Origin of the sequence: Streptomyces sp. NPDC046925 (genome assembly GCF_040644915.1) — a bacterium.
Lineage (GTDB): Bacteria > Actinomycetota > Actinomycetes > Streptomycetales > Streptomycetaceae > Streptomyces.
On sequence record NZ_JBEYWZ010000001.1, the window covers coordinates 647,005 to 663,951 of the forward strand.

Below are 16,947 nucleotides of genomic sequence, written 5' to 3' on the forward strand. Positions count from 1 at the left end.
TCCCTCCGGTCGCCGGTACTCCACCCTCGCCCGAGGCGTGATCCGGCGGCCATCAGGGCCGACACCCATCTCCCCGGGGCTCTGACCTGTAGTTGTCCGCGTGAATGGGTGCTGGCCCCGATGGACAGAGCGGGCCCGCGGGCGGAACCTGAAGGCGCGGGAGCCGCCTGCACCGAGAAAGGACGTACCGTGTGACCCTGTTCTGGCGGATCTTCCTGCTCAATGCCACGGTGATGGTCCTGGCCACCGGCCTGCTGCTGCTCGGCCCGGTCACCGTCTCCACCCCGGTCCTGCTCACCGAGGCCCTGATCATGGCCGTCGGGCTCGTCGCCATGCTCACCGCGAACGCAGCGCTGCTGCGGGTCGGGCTCGCTCCGCTCCAGCGGCTGACCAAGGCCATGACGACCACCGACCTGCTCCGCCCCGGCCAGCGGGCCGAGGTTTCGGGGCACAGCGAGATCGCCGACCTGATCACGACGTACAACACGATGCTCGACCGCCTGGAGGCCGAGCGGGCGGCCAGCAGCGCGCTCGCCCTGTCCGCCCAGGAGGACGAGCGCCGCAGGATCGCCCAGGAGCTGCACGACGAGGTGGGGCAGACGCTCACGGCGGTCCTGCTCGAACTCAAACACGTCGCCGACCAGGCCCCCGGCCCGCTGCGGAGCGACCTGCTCCACGTCCAGGAGACGACACGGGAGAGCCTCGACGAGATCCGCCGCATCGCCCGCAGGCTGCGGCCCGGCGTCCTGGAGGAGCTCGGTCTCACCAGCGCCCTCAGGGACCTCACGCGCGAGATCACCGCCCACGCGGGACTTGCCGTCAGGCCCAGCTTCGACAGCCCGGTGCCGAAGCTGGGCCAGGCCGCCGAGCTGGTCCTCTACCGGGTGGCGCAGGAGAGCCTGACCAACGTCGTGCGCCACTCGGGCGCCCGGCACGTGGACTTCACCCTGCGCACCACCCCGGCCGGCGTCGACCTGCGGATCCGCGACGACGGCCACGGCATCGGCCGGGCCGCCGAAGGCGCGGGAATCCGCGGCATGCGCGAACGCGCCCTGCTCATCGGCGCCGACCTCGACCTCACCGCGCCGCCTGCGGGCGGCACCGAAGTGCACCTGCACGTCCCGGCACCACAAGGGAGCAAGTGACCATGGCCAAGCCGGACACCCCGACGAGGATCCTGCTCGCGGACGACCACGCCCTGGTGCGACGCGGAGTGCGTCTGATCCTCGACGCCGAACCCGGCCTGACCGTCGTCGGGGAGGCCGGTGACGGCGCCGAGGCCATCGAAATGGCCCGCGCCCACGCCCCCGACCTGGTCATTCTCGATATCGCCATGCCGCGTCTCACCGGACTTCAGGCGGCCCGCGAACTCTCCAGGCTCCAGCCCGGCGTACGCATTCTCATGCTGACGATGTACGACAACGAGCAGTACTTCTTCGAGGCGCTGAGCGCCGGGGCCTGCGGCTATGTGCTCAAGTCCGTCGCCGACCGCGACCTCGTCGAAGCCTGCCGCGCGGCCATGCGCGACGAACCCTTCATCTATCCGGGAGCGGTCAGCGCGCTGATCCGCAACTACCTGGACCGGGTCAGGAGCGGCGACCGGCTCCCCGCCAAGACCATCACGGACCGTGAAGAGGAGATCCTCAAGCTCGTCGCCGAGGGCCACACGTCGCAGGAGATCGCGGAACTCCTCTTCATCAGCGTCAAGACGGTCGAGCGACACCGGGCCAACATGTTGCAGAAGCTGGGGCTGCGCGACCGTCTTGAACTCACCCGCTATGCGATCCGGGTGGGGCTGATCGAACCCTGATCACCGGGACGATCAGTCGGTGACCTCGATCTTTCCGTTGCGCTCGGCGGACGCAGGGGCGGACGCGGCGGCGGGCGCCGGGCTCGTGGCGGACGTGCCGCCGGTGATGCCCTTGAGGAGTTCGGCGAGGTCGACTCCCGTGGTGGAGCTGAGGAGTTCGACGCCCTGGGCGACATTATCGGCGACCGTACGGGAGAGCGTGCTCGCCCCGTCCGTGGAGATCACGGTCATCTTGTCGACCGCGCTCAGCGGCTCGGACGCCTTGGCCACCACGCCGGGCAGGACCTCCACGAGCATCTGGAGCACCGCCGCGTCGCCGTACTGGGCGAACGCGTCGGCCTTCTTGCGCATCGCCTCCGCCTCGGCGGCCCCCCTGGCGCCGATCGAGGCGGCATCGGCCTCGCCCTCGAGGCGTACGGCGTCGGCGAGCGCGGCGCGCCGGGCCTTCTCGCCCTCACCGGTCAGGCGGGCCCGGTCGGCGTCCGCCTCGGCCTGCTTGACCAGGGAGACCCGGCGGGCCTCGGCCTCCTGCTCGGCCTGGTAACGGGCCGCGTCGGCGGGCTTGCGGATCTTGGTGTCCAGCTCGCGGTCGGTCAGGGCGGCCTGCCGCTGGGCGACCTTCTCCTGCTCGGAGAGGACATCCTGCTGCCGGGCGGCCTCGGCGAGCGGTCCCGCGGCCCCCGCACGGGCGGCTGCCTCGTCCGTCTCGGCCTTGATCTCGGCCTGCTTGAGGTAGAACGTCCGCTGGGCGACGGCGATCTCCTCCTCGGCCTTCAGCCTGGCCTGCTCGGCGGCCCGCCGTGCGACGGCCTCGGCGATGTCCGCCTCCTGCCGGGCGCGGGCGGCCTCGGGCCGGCCGAGGTCCTCCAGGTAGGAGCCCTCGGTGGTGATGTCCTGGATCTGGAAGGCGTCGAGCACCAGGCCCTGCCCGGACAGGCTCGCCTCGGCCTCCTCGGCGACCTGCCCGGCGAAGGCGGCGCGGTCACGGATGATGTCCTCCACCGACATCCGGCCCACGATGGAGCGCAGGGCGCCGGAGAGCACTTCCTGGGTGAAGCCGACGATCCCGCCCTGCTGGGCGAGGAACCGCTGGGCCGCGGCGCGTATGGAGTCCTCGGTGCCGCCGACCTTGACGATCGCGACGCCCTCCAGGTTGGCCTTCACGCCGCGCAGCGTGACCGCGCCGCGCACCGAGATGGGGATGTGCCGCGAGGAGAGGTCGAGGGTGAACTTCTGCTGGACGAACGGCACGACGAAGACGCCGCCGCCCACGACGACCTTCTGGCCGCTGTTGTCGGTGAAGATCCGGCCGGTGTCGGGGTCGGTGGACTTCTTGCCGCGCCGCCCGGTCACGATGAAGGCCTCGCTGGGCCCGGCGACCTTGTAGCGGGTCACGACGACGAGCGCGAGCAGTACGAGGAGTACGACGACTCCGATGACGGCGGTCAGGACTGGGCTCATGGTGAATTCCCCCCTGCCTCCCGGGGGCGGCAGATCGGTGATGTGGTGCGGGTGTGAGGTGCCGGACGTCAGGTGCGGGACGTCAACTGCCGGACACCAGGCGTCAGGTGCCGGGTGCGGACGCGGGTGGTGCGGTGATCAGCGCTGCACGGGGCGGACCGCGACCGAGGTCGGCGACAGTGCCGCCTCCACCCAGACCTCGGTCCCGCGCGTGACGGCCACCGCGCTCTTGGCGGCGAACTTCACCGGCTGCCCGGCCAGTTGGAGAAGGACCTCGCCGTACCCGTCGACCGGGATCGCGGTGACCACGGCCCCCGAGGTGCCCACGAGATCGTCGCCCCGCGGAGTGGCCGCGGTCTGATCCCGCATCAGGGCGCGGCTGAACTTCCACGTGAGCCAGGCCGCTCCCACGCCGACGGCGGCCCCCATGGCGGTGGCGGCGGCGACGCCGAGCCCGGTCGTGCCGAGCACGATCGCACCGCCGAAGCCGAGCATGGACACGAACCCGGCAATGACGGGAAGGGACAGCAGCCCGTCGAAGAGACCGTCGAGGACTCCCATGCCGTCGAAGAGTCCCTCGAGAACCCCGTCGAAGACGAGGGAGAGGACCAGCAGGGCGATTCCCGCGATGCCAAGCCCCAGAAAGACGTTCACCGGAGCACCTCCCCACTTGCCGGATGTCTCGGTGAGGTGGGGATCGTCCCATGCGGGGGCGTTGGTCCGCATTGCCGTGATCCGGCAATGAACACGGTTCTTCGATGCCGGTCCGTGTGCCGGTCCGTGCGCCGACCCCTTTGCGGACCCCTGTGCCGGTCTACGTGTCGCCGGAGCCCGTCCGGGCGCGCGTGTGCCGGCCGAGGATTTCGGCCAGGCCCTGGCGGGTGGCGGCCAGGACGACCCGGTCCTGGGAGCGCAGGACGTAACCGGGGTGGAGGTCCCAGACGAGGCCGGCCGGGCGGTCGGTTTCGTCGTCGGGGCGCGACACCGTCAGGTCGGGGAGGCGGTCGTCGGGTGCGGCGGAGTCCAGGGCGATGACCCGCCAGACACCGGGCCGGAACGACTCGGCGATGGTCCGCCCCTCCAGGACGGGATTTCCCGCCACGTCGAGGGCCGCGAAGAGCAGCACCCGCCGCTCCACGGGGATCGCGCCCAGGATCTGCCGCCCCATCATGGCCCCGGCGAACGCGGGGGCGGCCAGGGTGGAGACGCTGCGGCTGCGGGTCAGGGCCTGCGGATGGGCGGCGCGCAGGGTGCGGTAGACGGCGGTGGCGAACGTGTCGTCGTACAGCCGCAGGGCCACGCGGACATGGGGCTTGATCGAGCGGGCGTACAGGGCCGCTTCGAGATTGGTGGTGTCGATGCTGGTGAGGGCGAGCAGCGCGTGCGCGCGGTGGATCTTGGCGGCCTCCAGGACGCCCTCGTCCGTGACGTCGCCGATGACGGTGGGTACGCGCAGGCGGCGGGCGAGCGGGACGCCGCGCGCCTCGGGGTCCTCCTCCACGCACACCACGGGGATGCCGAGTTCGCGCAGCCGGGCCAGGACGCGGGTGCCGATCTTCCCGAGGCCGAGCAGCACCACGTGGCCGGAGAGACCGCGCGGCGGACGGCGCAGGGAGGATGCCGTGCGGAACGTGCCGAGCGCCTCCAGGACGGCGGCGAGCAGGACCGGCAGGAGGAGCAACCCCGCGAGGCCGGAGAGGAGTTGGAGGATCTGGCGGGCGGTGGACTGGCCGATCGCCGGGTCGTCGATGGCGAACAGATCGAGCAGGGTCAGATAGGCGGCGGCCAGCGGATGGGCGTTGCTGGTCAGCCAGTTCGCCACCGCGAGGCCGAGCACACAGGCCAGAAGCCCGGCCACCGACCAGCGCAGGCGGGGCGAGAAGAGCGAGCCGAGCGGAAGGCCGCGCCCGGAGAGACGTCCGGAGAGACGTCCGGAGAGGCGTCCGGACAGGCGGCCGGGCGGCTGGTCGGGCCCGGCGTGCGAGACCGCCTTGAGGATCACGGTGCCCCTGCCCGCGGCGGAGGTGACGGTGCTGTCGTCGGGCAGCAGCAGCGGCCCGTCCTGCCCGCCGTCGTCCGAACCCTCCGAACCCGCCGGGTCGTTGGTGGTCGACGAGAGCAGGGCGAGCGTGCACAGGCCGGGATCGGCGGTCGCCCCGCGGCCCGTCGGAAGGCGCTCGACGGCACGCAGGAGCAGCCCGTCGGCCTGGACGACCTTGCTGGTCCCCGCGACGGCGGTGGCCGCGAGGGCGGGTGCCGCGGTGTCGGCGTCGGAGAGGACGGTGGTGGAGGCGTTCACCTCGTCCGGATCGAGGCCGGGGAAGGCGACCGCGGCCGCCTGGTCGAGGAGTTCCTCCAGGTGCTGGCCCAGCTTGCGGTTGTAGAGCCGGATCACGATCCGCAGGCGGGGGTTGAGGCGGCGGGCGACGAGGGCGGCGTGGATGTTGGTCTCGTCGTCGTCATACACGAGGGCAAGGGCGGCGGCGTCACGGACGCCCGCGTCGACGAGGGCCGCCTCGTCGGGCGCGGGAGCCTCCAGGACCCGGGGGACCTCGGGCCGGGTCGCGCCGTCATCGCCGCCGTTCGCACCGCCCGGCGTCCCGCCCGGCGTCCCGCCCGGCGCACCGACGGGCGTACCGGCTGCGCGCGCCATGACCGCCTGCATCCGCCCCAGGAGGGCGGTGGCACGCGCCCGCCCGGCCGGTCCGGACCGCGGACCGTCGGCCGGCGGCGCGGACGGGACGAGGACCGTCACCCGCTCGCGGTACACCGACCGCAACTCGGCGGCGAGCCGCTCGGCGAGCGCGTCGTCGCCGCACACGATCATGTGGCCGCTGTGCGGTGGCTGCCGCGCCTGGCCGGGAAGCGGGGCGCCGCCGTCCGGCCTGCGTCCGCTGCCGTCCGGACGGCGGCGGACGGCCTGCGGATTGCCCTGGCTCACTACGCGTCCTCCCCGTGATCGATCATGGGCACCAAGGTAGTTGGGGTACGCCTCTGGCGCGATAAGGCCGACCGGGAGCAGGATTGTCGGCGCCGCCGACCGGAGAAACCGGCGAACGAGCCAGTTCTGAAGCCTCTCCCGCACTCATCAGCACTCTCCCGCACCACCCCAACCACCAGTACCTGAGCTGAGTTGACGCGCGTGGACCCGTGTAAAGGAGCCTGGGCATGGATTTCGGACGCGGCACTGAACCCGGCGCTGATCCCGGCGCGGAACCCGGCGCGAGACCCGGCACGGAACCGGGCGCGGACCCCGGCGCGACATCGCAGACCGTCGCCGACGACGGCCGCGTCGAACTGCGCCCCGGCGCCTACCCGGAACACAGCCGCTTCGCCAACGACGACCTGAAGCCCATCCCCCTGTCCGAACGCCACTGGAGCACCTACAACTTCGCCGCCCTGTGGGTCGGCATGGCCCACAACATCCCTTCCTGGACGCTCGCTTCGGGCCTGGTCGCACTCGGCATGGACTGGCGGCAGGCCGTCTTCACCATCGCCGCGGCCAATGTGATCGTGCTCCTGCCGATGCTCCTGACCGGACACGCGGGACCCAAGTACGGCATCCCGTTCCCCGTCCTGGCCCGCGCCTCCTTCGGCCTGCGCGGCGCGAACCTGCCCGCGCTGATCAGGGCCGCCGTGGCCTGCGGCTGGTTCGGCATCCAGACCTGGATCGGCGGCCAGGGCATCTACGTACTGCTCGACAAGGTCTTCGACGGCGCGTGGAGCGACGAGTCGCAGATCGGCGGCTATCCGTGGCCGCTGTGGCTCTGCTTCGTGCTCTTCTGGGCCCTTCAACTGGCCATCATCTACCGGGGGATGGAGGCCCTGCGGCGCTTCGAGAACTGGGCGGCGCCCTTCGTCCTCGTCGGCGCCGTCGTGCTGCTCGTATGGATCTCCGACAAGGCGGGCGGCCTCGGCCCGCTGCTCGACCAGCCGTCCACCCTCGGCTGGGGCGCCGACTTCTGGCCGGTGTTCTTCCCCGCCCTGATGGGCATGATCGGCTTCTGGTCCACGCTCTCCCTGAACATCCCCGACTTCACCCGGTTCGGGAAGGGACAGCGGGCACAGGTGTGGGGGCAGACGCTCGGCCTGCCGACAACCATGACCGCGTTCGCGCTCCTGTCGGTCCTGGTCACCTCCGGGTCGCAGGCGGTCTACGGCGAGCCGATCTGGGAGCCCGTCGACCTCGCCGCCAAGGCCGACAACGTCTTCGGGCTCCTCTACGCCCTGGTGACGGTCCTGGTCGCCACGGTCTCCGTGAACATCGCGGCCAACGTGGTCTCACCCGCGTACGACCTCGCGAACCTCGCCCCGAAATTCATCAACTTCCGTACCGGCGCGCTGATCACCGGTGTCGTGGGCGTGGTCATCTTCCCCTGGAAGCTGATCGAGACGCCCGAGCTCTACATCTTCGTGTGGCTCGGCGTGGTGGGCGGGCTGCTCGGCACGGTCGCCGGAATCCTGATCGCCGACTACTGGGTGGTGCGCAGGACGGCCCTGGACCTCGCCGACCTGTACCGGCCCGAGGGGCGCTACTGGTACACGGGCGGCTGGAACCTGCGGGCCGTCGCCGCCTTCGCGGTCGGGGGCGTGCTCGCCGTGGGCGGCTCGCACTCGGCGCCGGGGAAGGGGCCCTTCCCCGAGGACGGCCTCATCCCCCTGCTGAAACCGCTCGCCGACTACGGGTGGGCGATCGGGCTCGCGTCCGCCCTTGTCGTCTACGTCGCGCTGATGAAGGCGGGCGGACGCGAGAGCTCCGGAGGACACCGGCGGGCGTCCTAGACTGGACCCTCGCGTACGAGAGGTCCGTACGCGTGAGTCCGGGCGCGGAGGGAGGACGACCGTGGGAGCAGGCACCACCGACTACGACGACCCGTCGGCCGACGTCCTCGCCGAGGCGGCCGCGGCCTTCGGCCTGCTCGCGTCCTCCGCGCGCCTGCACATCGTGTGGGCACTCGCGCAGGGCGAGAGCGACGTGACCGGTCTCGCCGAGCGGGTCGGCGGCGCGCTGCCCGCGGTCAGCCAGCATCTGACCAAACTGAAACTGGCCGGTCTCGTACGCTCCCGGCGCGAGGGCAGGCGACAGGTCTACTTCGTGGACGACGCGGACGTGGTGACCGTGGTGCGGCTCATGGTCGGGCAGCTGACCGACCGCACCGAACGAGCGGCTCAGTCCCCCGGACGCGGGCTCCGCGGCCTTGGTGCCTGAGGCCGCGGCCGGTGTGCTCACCTCGCTCGAGGTGCTGCGGCAGGTGGACAGCGGACCGCGCGGCCTGACGGACGCCGAGGCCGAGCGGCGCATCGCCGCCTCCGGCGAGAACACCCTCCCCGACCGGCGCCCGGTGTCGTGGCCGCGGCTCTTCGGCCGCAGCCTGCGCGATCCGTTCACCGCGGTCCTGCTCTGCCTCGGCCTGGTGTCGGCCGGCGTCGCCTCCTGGGGCACCGCCTGCGTGATCCTGTGCCTGGTCGTGGTCAGCGGAGTGCTGCGGACGTCCGGCGAGTACCGCGCCGACCGGTCCATGGCCGCCCTGCGCGCCCTGGTGGCCACCACCGCGACCGTGCTGCGCCGGGCGGAGCGGGACCAGAGCCCCGAGGAGCGGGAGATCCCCGTCGCGGATCTCGTGCCGGGGGACGTGGTGCGGCTCGGCGCCGGTGACCTCGTCCCCGCCGACGTCCGGCTGCTGCGGGCGAGCGGCCTGAGCGTGCGCCAGGCCGCGCTGACGGGGGAGTCGGCGCCGGTGCCCAAGGCCGCCGCCGACCTGCCGGGCCCGCGGCGCCGCGCGGGCGTCTTCGAACAGCCTCATCTCTGCTTCCAGGGCAGCAGCGTCGCCTCGGGCAGCGCCACCGCGGTGGTCGTCGCCACCGGGGCGCGGACTCGGTTCGCCGCCGGACAGGGCCCCCCGGCGCGGCGCGGGCCGAGCGCCTTCGACCGCTCCGTGCACGGCATCTCCTGGATCCTCATCCGCTTCATGCTGCTCACCCCGCCGCTCGTCCTGATGGCCAACGCCGCCCTGCGCGGGCGCGGCCTGGAGACGCTGCCGTTCGCGGTCGCCGTGGCGGTCGGCCTCACCCCGGAGATGCTGCCGGTCATCGTCACCACCTGCCTGGCGCGCGGTGCCTCGCTCCTGGCCCGTACGCACGGGGTGATCGTCAAGCGGCTGCCCGCGCTGCACGACCTCGGCGCCGTCGACGTCCTGTGCCTGGACAAGACCGGCACCCTCACCGAGGACCGCCCCGTCCTCGACCGCGCCCTCGGCGCCGACGGCGGGGCCGCGCCCGAAGCCCTGCACTGGGCCGCCGTCAACTCCTGGTGGACCCTCCAGCTCGCCGAGCTGCCCGCGGCCGACCCGCTGGACGACGCCGTCCTCGACGCGGTGGGCGAGGACGAGGCGATGCGATACGACGGTGTCGCGGCGCTCCCCTTCGATCCCGTACGCCGCCTCGCCACCGCCGTCGTCCGTACTCCCGGCGGCCTCGGCACCCACACCCTCGTGGTCAAAGGCGCGGTCGAGGCCGTACTGGAACGGTGCGTGCTCGACGACGCCGAACGCGAGCGGCTCCTGTCCCGCGCCGCCCGCGAGGCGGACGACGGCCTGCGCCTCCTCGCGGTGGCCACCGCCGAGCGGCCCGCCCGCACCCGCGCCTACACCCCGGCCGACGAACGCGGCCTGACCTTCCGCGGCTTCCTCACCCTGCGGGACGCTCTCGCCCCGACCGCGGCCACCGCCCTGCGGGACATCACGGACAGCGGCATCTCGGTCAAGATCCTCACCGGTGACCATCCGGGGACGGCGGTGCGGGCCTGCCGGGAGCTGGGGATCGGCGCGGGCGGAGTCCTCACCGCCGACCGCATCGACGCCCTCACCGACGCGGAGCTCGCGACGACCGCCCGGCACACCGCCGTCTTCGCCCGCTGCACCCCCGAGCACAAGGCCCGCGTCACCGCGGCGCTGCGGGCGGGCGGCCACACCACCGGGTTCCTCGGCGACGGCGTCAACGACCTGCCCGCGCTGCGCGCCGCCGACGTCGGCATCGCCCCGCAGGCCGCCGTCGACGTCGTACGCGAGAGCGCCGACGTGGTGCTCGCCGACAAGGACCTCACCGCGATCGGCCACGCCGTCCTCGCGGGACGTCACAGCAGCGGCAACATCGCCACGTATCTGCGCGTCACGCTCTCCTCGAACCTCGGCAACGTCATCGCGATGCTCGCCGCGGGCCTTCTGCTTCCGTTCCTGCCGATGCTCCCGGCGCAGGTCCTCGTGCAGAACCTCTGCTTCGACGCGGCCCAGCTCGCCTTCGCCTACGAGCGGCCGCACCGCGCGGTGCTCCGCCGCCCCACCGTGCTGCGGCCCCGCGCCTTCCTGCGCTTCATCACCGGCTTCGGGGCGCTCAACGCCCTCGCCGACCTCGCCACCTTCCTCGTCCTCGCGCTCGCCCTGCACGGACCGGACGGTGTGGACGACCAGGCGGTGTTCCACTCCGGGTGGTTCACCGAGAACCTGCTGACCCAGGCCCTGGTCATGCTGCTCCTGCGGACCGGACGCCGCCGGGCCGAGGGCAGGACGCCGGGGCCGGTCGGCCTGTCGGTGGCCGCGCTCGCCGCCGTCGGACTGCTCCTTCCGCTCTCGCCGCTGGGCCCGCTCCTGGGCATGACGGCTCTGCCGGGTCTGTACTACCTGCTGCTCGCGGTGGTGCTCGGGTCGTACGCGGCGGCCCTCGGGGTGCTGCGGGGGCGGTGGGCCGGTCAGGCCTAGCCGGCCCCGGCAAGTCCCGGTCAGCCTTGGTCAGCCGTACGAGAGGTCGGAGCAGGGGTTGTCGTCGGCGGAGCGGGCGCCGTCGGCGACCTCGGAGGGGACGGACTCGGGCTCGGCGGAGGGCGTGGCCGAGGGGGCGTCGGCGTACGACTGGCCGAGAGTGACCGTGACGCCGGGCGCCGTCGCCGACTCCAGTTCCGCGCCGGGGAACAGGCGGGCGACCGACTTCGCACGGCTCTTCTCGCCGGGGCCGTAGGCGACGACCGTGGTGGCGTGGTCCTGGGTGGCGGCCGTAGCGGTGCCGGTGACCTTGAAATCGTGCTCGGTGAGGGTCGCGGCCGCGCGGGCGGCGAGGCCGGTGACGGTGGTGCCGTTCCGGACGGCCACCGCAGCGCCGTCCCCGGAGACCGGCGACGCGGACTTCCCGGGGGTGGGTTCCCCCTTGCCATTCTTGCCGCCCGCGTCCGCGCCGTCCAGGGTGCGGTCGTCCTTGAGCGAGGCCCACAGGGCGTCGGCGTCCGGCTGGACGACGGCGACACGCGAACCTTCGTACCGCCAGGGGATGGTGACGAACTTGGTGTTGCTCAGATCGATGTTCTTCAGCGACATCGCGAACGAGATCAGCTTGTCGGCGGAGCCGAGTCCGGGGTCGACGGTCATGGAGTCCGTCGCGGCGTCCGCGAGCGGAAGGAGCTTGGTGGGGGTGAGGCCGTCGCTCTTGACCTTCTTCAACAGGCTTGCCACGAAGGCCTGCTGGCGCTTGATGCGGCCTATGTCGGAGCCGTCGCCGATGCCGTGCCGGATGCGTACGTAATCCAGGGCCTGCCGGCCCGACACCTCCTGCTCGCCCTTGGCGAAGAGGCGCTTTCCCTTGGTGGCGCGGTTGGGGTTGAGGTCGCGTTGGTAGATGTTCTGCGGCAGGCACACCTTCACCCCGCCCACCACCTCCGTCAGCGCCGCGAACCCCTTGAAGTCGACGACGACGGTGTGGTCCACGCGCAGTCCCGTGAGGCGCTCGACGGTGTTCTGGGTGCAGGCGGGGTTGCCCTCGGCGGTCTCGCCCACGGAGTACGCGGCGTTGAACATCGTGTTCGGCCGGGTCTTGGTCCAGCTGCCGTCCGGCAGCTTGCAGGGCGGCAGCTCCACGAGGGTGTCGCGCGGGATGGAGACGGCGACGGCATGCCGGTGGTCGGCGTACACGTGCAGCAGGAAGGCGGTGTCGGAGCGGCCGATGTCGCTCTTGTCGCCGCCGCCCAGGCCGCTGTTCCCGTTCGTCCGGGCGTCCGAGCCGATGACCAGGACGTTCTCGCCCTTCGACGTGTCCGCGTCGGGCCGGTCGCCGGAGACGCCGTCCGCCGCGAAGGTGTCGATGTTGCCGCTCAGCCGGAAGTACACCCACCCCGCGCCCGCCGTCACCAGGACAAGCAGCGACAGGACTATGCCGAGGGTGAGCCGCACACGGCCGCGCTTGCGCCGACGGCCGCGTGCGGCTGCACGATGGCTGGTTGTCATGGGTGCGCCCTATCCGTCCGAGTCGTTCCGCCTCATGGAGCGGAGACTGTCCGGCCCCCTCCATGGTTGTACAGTTGCGCAATGTAGCAATCTTTTCTGAGGCTACTGACAGCTGAGTCACGGCTGGAACATCTGTGGAGAAGGGCGGACGACCATGATTCGTAACGGACTGGAACCCTGGCATCTGCTCATCGTGGCGATCGTGGTCGTCGTGCTGTTCGGCTCGAAGAAGCTGCCGGACACCGCCCGCGCGGTGGGCAAATCCCTGCGGATCCTCAAGAGCGAGACCAGGGCGATGCAGGAGGACGGGGAACGGGGGAAGGGCTGAGCACCCGCAGGACGGTCAGGCCGGGCGCACCGCCGTGACCAGCCACACCCCCGCCCGCATCCGTACGCCCCGCTCGGTCGCGTGCGGCCGGAACACCTCCTCCAGGGAAGCCCGCTTCCTCCCGCCGACCGTCCGGCCCGGGGTGCGCGACAGGATGAAGTCGACGGCGTCGGCCGGGGTTTCGCCCCACACCGCCTCGACGGGTACGGGACTCACCCGCACGTCCTCGTAGGCGGTGAGCACCTCGTGGATGCGGGCCGGGTCCGAGAGCGAGGCCATCGCGGTACGGGCCGCCGCCGCGTCGGCGGCGTCGTCCGCGTCGTCCGGCGGCACGGACTGCGGACTCGCCTCCCGGCCGTCCTCCTCCTGCGCCAGGAGCCTCGCGAAGAGGCCGAGCGTCCGCGACTCCTCGGTGTCCTGGTCCACGGGCTGCGGACAGACGAACACCAGCCGCCCGCCGGGACGCAGCGCCCGGCCGATGTTCGTGAACGCCGCGGTGTGGTCGGCGAAGAACATCACCCCGCCACGGCTGATCGCGACGTCGTACCCGGCCGCGGGGAAGGCGTGGACCTGGGCGTCGGCGCGTTCGTACGCGGCGTTCGTGATGCCGTCGGACGCCGTGCTCGCGCGGGCGCGGTCGATCAGCGGCGCCGAGATGTCGACGCCCACCGCGTGGCCGTGGGCGGCGCGGCGGGCCGCGACGCGCGTGGTGACGCCGGAGCCGCAGCCGATGTCCAGGACGCGGTCGCCCGCGCCGATGGCCGCGGCTTCGAAGAGGGCGTCGTTCACGCCGGAGAGCATCGTGTCGTAGCGGTCGTGGTGCGTGGCCCAGTGGATGCCGACGGAGCCGTTCCAGGCCGCCGCCTGGCGGGAGTTGGGGGAGGCCGGGGTGATCGCGGTCATGACGCCTCCTTTGCGTGGTGGGTGTGGTGGTGCGCCGCGAGGGTGCTCTCGATGCGGTCGACCGCCGTGAACGCGCCGAACGCGATCAGGTGCACCAGGCAGTGGTCGCTGAACGGCGGCTTCTTCCAGGCCGCCACGTCCTCGTCGGTGATGCGGTACGGAGCGAGCGCGGCGAGCAGCGCGAGCCGCGCCCCCGGGCGCTCCGCGCGGTCGGGCAGGGCGTTCCAGGCCAGGGGCGGATGCTCGCCGTCCCAGGCCGCCACCGTCGCCTCGACCAGGGTCCGGTCGGCCTCGTCGAGCAGGCCCGCCCCCTTCGTCGCCGCGGCACGCAGCGCGGCATACGCGGGACCGACGGGGGTGCCCGCGGCCCAGGACGGGCCGGGCTGCGGATCGTCGATCAGGGACAGCGCGTCGCCGGGAGTGGAGGTGCGCCGCACCGCCTTGTGCAGGGAGCGGCCGCCGAGCGAGCGCACCGCACGGAAGCGCTGCGCGTTGCACGGCAGCACGGACTCGGTGATCAGCGAAGAGGCGACGCGGTTGATGAAGTGGAAGGAGAGCGCGGTGCCGATGTGGGCCGGGGCGTGCGCGCGGGGGAACGGCGGCCGGGCGAGCTCCGGCGCCCGCGGGGTGCGGGTGGCCCGGCTCCAGGCGAGCAGCCGAGCCTGGTCCGGGTCATCGGGCTGCTCGCCGCGCAGCACCCGCTCGGCGACGCGGTGGTCGCCGGTGGCGTGCAGCATCATCGTGTGCGCGTTCACGCAGAACGGGCAGCGGTTGGCGAGAGAGACGCCCAGGGCGACGAGTTCGCGTTCGGTGCGGGTGGTGCCGCCGCTGCCGAACGCGTCGTCGCCGCCCGCGATCAGGGACTCGCGGAGCAACGCCCAGGCGGCGGTGAACAGTTCGGGAGCCGGGGTGAGGGCGACGAGCGGCGCGGGCTCCGCGATGCCGAAGTCGTCGGCCATCTGCGCATAGGCCTCGGCGGTCCTGCCGGTCGCGGATTTCGGGAGTACGGGATCGGTGTATCGGAAGGTTGCCATGGCCACGATGTTCCGGGTGCCGGATGCCCCGGGTCGTCGTCCGGCGGAAGGCAGTCGGGGGTACGCCGCCGGGGCCGGGCGGGGCCGCGACTACTACGCCGGGAGTAGTGCGGAAGCGGTCTGCAGGGGTGACGCGGTTGTCGGTGGCGGCCTCTATGGTTCAGAACACGGCGGGGGATGCGCCGGTCCGGGGACGCGGGGGACGCGAGGGGCGCGGGGGCGCGGATGGCGGGGGACAGGGCGGGGAGAGCGGCGGGGCAGGTGAACGTGCGCGGTCGGGTGCGGAATCAGGTGCGGAGCCAGGTGCGGCAGGCGTGGGTGGGTGACGCCGTGCTCGCCGGCGTGGTGGGCGTGATCGTCGCGTTCGCCGCGGGCCTCGGGGACGGCGGCGCGGGGTTCGTGGACTACGCCCTGATAGGCGTCGGTTCGCTGGCTCTCTCCGCGCACCGGAAGGCGCCCCGCGCCGTGCTCGCGGTCAGCACGGCGTGCCTGCTCGGCGAGGTGGTGAACGGGGGCGCGAGCAGCGTCGCGGCGATCCCGGTGGTGGCGGCGGCGCACACGGCCGCACGCGCAGGACACCGGGGCCTCGCCGCCGCGGCCGCCGGGGTGTTCCTCGCGGGCTTCGCGATGGCGGGAGAGGCCTCGGACGACGTCGTGCAGCGCACGTTGCTGCTGGCCGGCTGGTTCCTGTGCGCCCTCGTCACGGGTCTCGCCGACAAGAACTGGCAGGCGTATCTGCGCCAGACCGAGCAGCGCGCGCTGGAGGCCGAGCGGACGCGTGAGGAGGCGGCGCTGCGCAGGGCGGGCGAGGAGCGGCTGCGGATCGCGCGCGAACTGCACGACTCGCTGACGCACAGCATCTCGATCGTCAAGCTCCAGGCGGGCGTCGCCGTCCACCTCGCCCGCAAGCGGGGCGAGGAGATACCCCCCGCGCTGCTCGCCATCCAGGAGGCCAGCGGCGAGGCGATGCGTGAACTGCGCTCCACGCTCACGGTGTTGCGCACGGACGAGCCGACGGGAAGCCCCGCGCTGCTCGTCGAGCGCGCGCGGGCGGCGGGACTTGCGGTGGAGATGACGATCCGGGGCCGGGAGCGGCCGCTGGCCGGTGACCTTGAGCAGGCCGCGTACCGCATCGTCCAGGAGGGCCTCACCAACGCGGCACGCCATGCGGGCGCCGCCGCCAGGGTGACGGTCGAACTCGACTACGGCGAGCGGTTCCTCGGGGTGCGGGTGGAGGACGACGGCGCCGCCGAAGCGGGACGCCCGCCGGCGGAGGGGACGGGCCTCACGGGAATGCGGGAGCGCGTGGCTTCCCTGGACGGAACGCTGCGGGCGGGACCGCGGGCCGAGGGAGGATTCCTCGTACGGGCCGAACTGCCCCTGGTGAAGGGCGGGTCGGCGGCCGAGGAGCACCCGTCCGAGAGCAGGGTGGCGGCCGAGGCAGGGCAAATCCGGGAGGGCGCGTGATCCGGGTCGTGCTCGTGGACGATCAGGCGTTGATGCGCGCCGGGTTCCGTGCGCTGCTCGAAGCCGAGGACGGGATCGAGGTGGTGGGGGAGGCCGCCGACGGGGAGCGCGGGGTCGCTCTCGTGCGGGAGTGCGTGCCGGACGTGGCGCTCATAGACGTACAGATGCCGGTGATGACCGGGATCGAGGCGACGCGCCGGATCGTCGCCGACCCCCGCCTCACCGGCGTGCGCGTCGTCATCCTCACCAACTACGGCCTCGACGAGTACGTGTTCGACGCCCTGCGCGCCGGTGCCAGCGGGTTCCTGCTCAAGGACACGGAGCCCGCAGACCTGTTGCAGGGCATCGAGATCGTCGCGCGCGGGGACTCCCTGCTCTCGCCGTCGGTGACCAGCAGACTCATCGGCGAGTTCGTCTCGCGGCCCCCGGACCGGGCCACCGCGCCGGGGCTCGAAAGCCTCACCCGCCGGGAGTGCGAGGTCACCGCCCTTGCCGCGCGCGGACTGACGAACGAGGAGATCGCCGCACACATGGTGATCAGCCCGTTCACGGCGAAGACGCACGTCAGCCGGGCGATGACGAAGCTCGGTGCGCGCGACCGGGCACAACTGGTCGTCTTCGCCTACGAGTCGGGCCTTGTCGCGGCCCGCAACACCACTCCGTAACACCAGATGAGGG

The 16,947-nt window shown here is 72.7% G+C and carries 14 protein-coding genes; 8 read left to right on the forward strand and 6 right to left on the reverse strand.

Annotation, left to right across the window (positions count from 1 at the left end):
* Window positions 1-191: 191 nt before the first annotated feature.
* Window positions 192-1,145 carry a HAMP domain-containing sensor histidine kinase gene (locus ABZ906_RS02715; protein WP_361376490.1) on the forward strand — a complete coding sequence of 318 codons (954 nt, stop codon included), beginning with the start codon at window positions 192-194 and terminating at the stop codon, window positions 1,143-1,145.
* 2 nt (window positions 1,146-1,147) lie between these two features.
* A complete protein-coding gene (locus tag ABZ906_RS02720) occupies window positions 1,148-1,810 on the forward strand; it encodes a response regulator transcription factor (protein WP_361193256.1) in 663 nt (220 codons plus the stop codon).
* Window positions 1,811-1,822: 12 nt separating this feature from the next.
* Here the strand turns inward: ABZ906_RS02720 and ABZ906_RS02725 are convergent, their stop codons facing one another.
* The 3 genes from ABZ906_RS02725 to ABZ906_RS02735 all read right to left on the reverse strand — a co-directional run bounded on the left by ABZ906_RS02725 (window position 1,823) and on the right by ABZ906_RS02735 (window position 6,098).
* On the reverse strand, window positions 1,823-3,271 hold the full coding sequence (locus ABZ906_RS02725) for an SPFH domain-containing protein (protein ID WP_361376493.1): 1,449 nt from the start codon (window positions 3,269-3,271) through the stop codon (window positions 1,823-1,825).
* A gap of 138 nt (window positions 3,272-3,409) precedes the next feature.
* Entirely contained in the window at window positions 3,410-3,925 is a 516-nt protein-coding gene (locus ABZ906_RS02730; protein WP_361193357.1) for a hypothetical protein, read from the reverse strand.
* 160 nt (window positions 3,926-4,085) lie between these two features.
* Window positions 4,086-6,098 (reverse strand): NAD-binding protein, encoded by a 2,013-nt coding sequence (locus ABZ906_RS02735; RefSeq protein WP_361378022.1) that lies wholly within the window; start codon window positions 6,096-6,098, stop codon window positions 4,086-4,088.
* 341 nt (window positions 6,099-6,439) lie between these two features.
* Here ABZ906_RS02735 and ABZ906_RS02740 point away from each other — a divergent pair, with 341 nt between their 5' ends.
* The 3 genes from ABZ906_RS02740 (at window position 6,440) to mgtA (ending at window position 11,025) form a co-directional block, all read left to right on the forward strand.
* Window positions 6,440-8,053, forward strand: coding sequence for an NCS1 family nucleobase:cation symporter-1 (locus ABZ906_RS02740; RefSeq protein ID WP_361376496.1), 1,614 nt, complete (start codon window positions 6,440-6,442; stop codon window positions 8,051-8,053).
* Between the two features lie 61 nt (window positions 8,054-8,114).
* Entirely contained in the window at window positions 8,115-8,480 is a 366-nt protein-coding gene (locus tag ABZ906_RS02745) for a metalloregulator ArsR/SmtB family transcription factor (RefSeq protein ID WP_361376499.1), read from the forward strand.
* On the forward strand, window positions 8,470-11,025 hold the full coding sequence (gene mgtA, locus ABZ906_RS02750; RefSeq protein ID WP_361376502.1) for a magnesium-translocating P-type ATPase: 2,556 nt from the start codon (window positions 8,470-8,472) through the stop codon (window positions 11,023-11,025). Before ABZ906_RS02745 ends, mgtA begins: the two co-directional genes overlap by 11 nt.
* Window positions 11,026-11,055: 30 nt before the next feature.
* Here mgtA and ABZ906_RS02755 read toward each other — a convergent pair whose 3' ends face one another.
* Window positions 11,056-12,537 (reverse strand): LCP family protein, encoded by a 1,482-nt coding sequence (locus ABZ906_RS02755; protein WP_361376505.1) that lies wholly within the window; start codon window positions 12,535-12,537, stop codon window positions 11,056-11,058.
* 154 nt (window positions 12,538-12,691) lie between these two features.
* Between ABZ906_RS02755 and tatA the strand changes: the two genes are divergently transcribed.
* The gene (gene tatA / locus ABZ906_RS02760; RefSeq protein ID WP_361193268.1) at window positions 12,692-12,865 is read left to right on the forward strand and encodes a Sec-independent protein translocase subunit TatA; all 174 of its coding nucleotides are present in this window, start codon (window positions 12,692-12,694) and stop codon (window positions 12,863-12,865) included.
* A gap of 15 nt (window positions 12,866-12,880) precedes the next feature.
* Here the strand turns inward: tatA and ABZ906_RS02765 are convergent, their stop codons facing one another.
* On the reverse strand, window positions 12,881-13,768 hold the full coding sequence (locus ABZ906_RS02765) for a class I SAM-dependent methyltransferase (RefSeq protein ID WP_361376508.1): 888 nt from the start codon (window positions 13,766-13,768) through the stop codon (window positions 12,881-12,883).
* Complete coding sequence (locus ABZ906_RS02770) at window positions 13,765-14,802, reverse strand: carboxymuconolactone decarboxylase family protein (protein WP_361376511.1); 1,038 nt, start codon at window positions 14,800-14,802, stop codon at window positions 13,765-13,767. Before ABZ906_RS02770 ends, ABZ906_RS02765 begins: the two co-directional genes overlap by 4 nt.
* 291 nt (window positions 14,803-15,093) lie before the next feature.
* Here ABZ906_RS02770 and ABZ906_RS02775 point away from each other — a divergent pair, with 291 nt between their 5' ends.
* The gene (locus tag ABZ906_RS02775) at window positions 15,094-16,269 is read left to right on the forward strand and encodes a histidine kinase (RefSeq protein ID WP_361376514.1); all 1,176 of its coding nucleotides are present in this window, start codon (window positions 15,094-15,096) and stop codon (window positions 16,267-16,269) included.
* Complete coding sequence (locus tag ABZ906_RS02780; protein ID WP_361376517.1) at window positions 16,266-16,934, forward strand: response regulator transcription factor; 669 nt, start codon at window positions 16,266-16,268, stop codon at window positions 16,932-16,934. Before ABZ906_RS02775 ends, ABZ906_RS02780 begins: the two co-directional genes overlap by 4 nt.
* Window positions 16,935-16,947 lie beyond the last annotated feature (13 nt).

Excerpts from the sequence above, each read along its gene's own strand:
- ABZ906_RS02740 (WP_361376496.1), top strand. The coding sequence starts at position 6,440 with ATGGATTTCGGACGCGGCACTGAACCCGGCGCTGATCCCGGCGCGGAA.
- tatA (WP_361193268.1), top strand. The coding sequence starts at position 12,692 with ATGATTCGTAACGGACTGGAACCCTGGCATCTGCTCATCGTGGCGATC.
- ABZ906_RS02770 (WP_361376511.1), bottom strand. The coding sequence starts at position 14,802 with ATGGCAACCTTCCGATACACCGATCCCGTACTCCCGAAATCCGCGACC.
- ABZ906_RS02755 (WP_361376505.1), bottom strand. The coding sequence starts at position 12,537 with ATGACAACCAGCCATCGTGCAGCCGCACGCGGCCGTCGGCGCAAGCGC.
- ABZ906_RS02720 (WP_361193256.1), top strand. The coding sequence starts at position 1,148 with ATGGCCAAGCCGGACACCCCGACGAGGATCCTGCTCGCGGACGACCAC.
- ABZ906_RS02725 (WP_361376493.1), bottom strand. The coding sequence starts at position 3,271 with ATGAGCCCAGTCCTGACCGCCGTCATCGGAGTCGTCGTACTCCTCGTA.
- ABZ906_RS02735 (WP_361378022.1), bottom strand. The coding sequence starts at position 6,098 with ATGATCGTGTGCGGCGACGACGCGCTCGCCGAGCGGCTCGCCGCCGAG.
- ABZ906_RS02765 (WP_361376508.1), bottom strand. The coding sequence starts at position 13,768 with ATGACCGCGATCACCCCGGCCTCCCCCAACTCCCGCCAGGCGGCGGCC.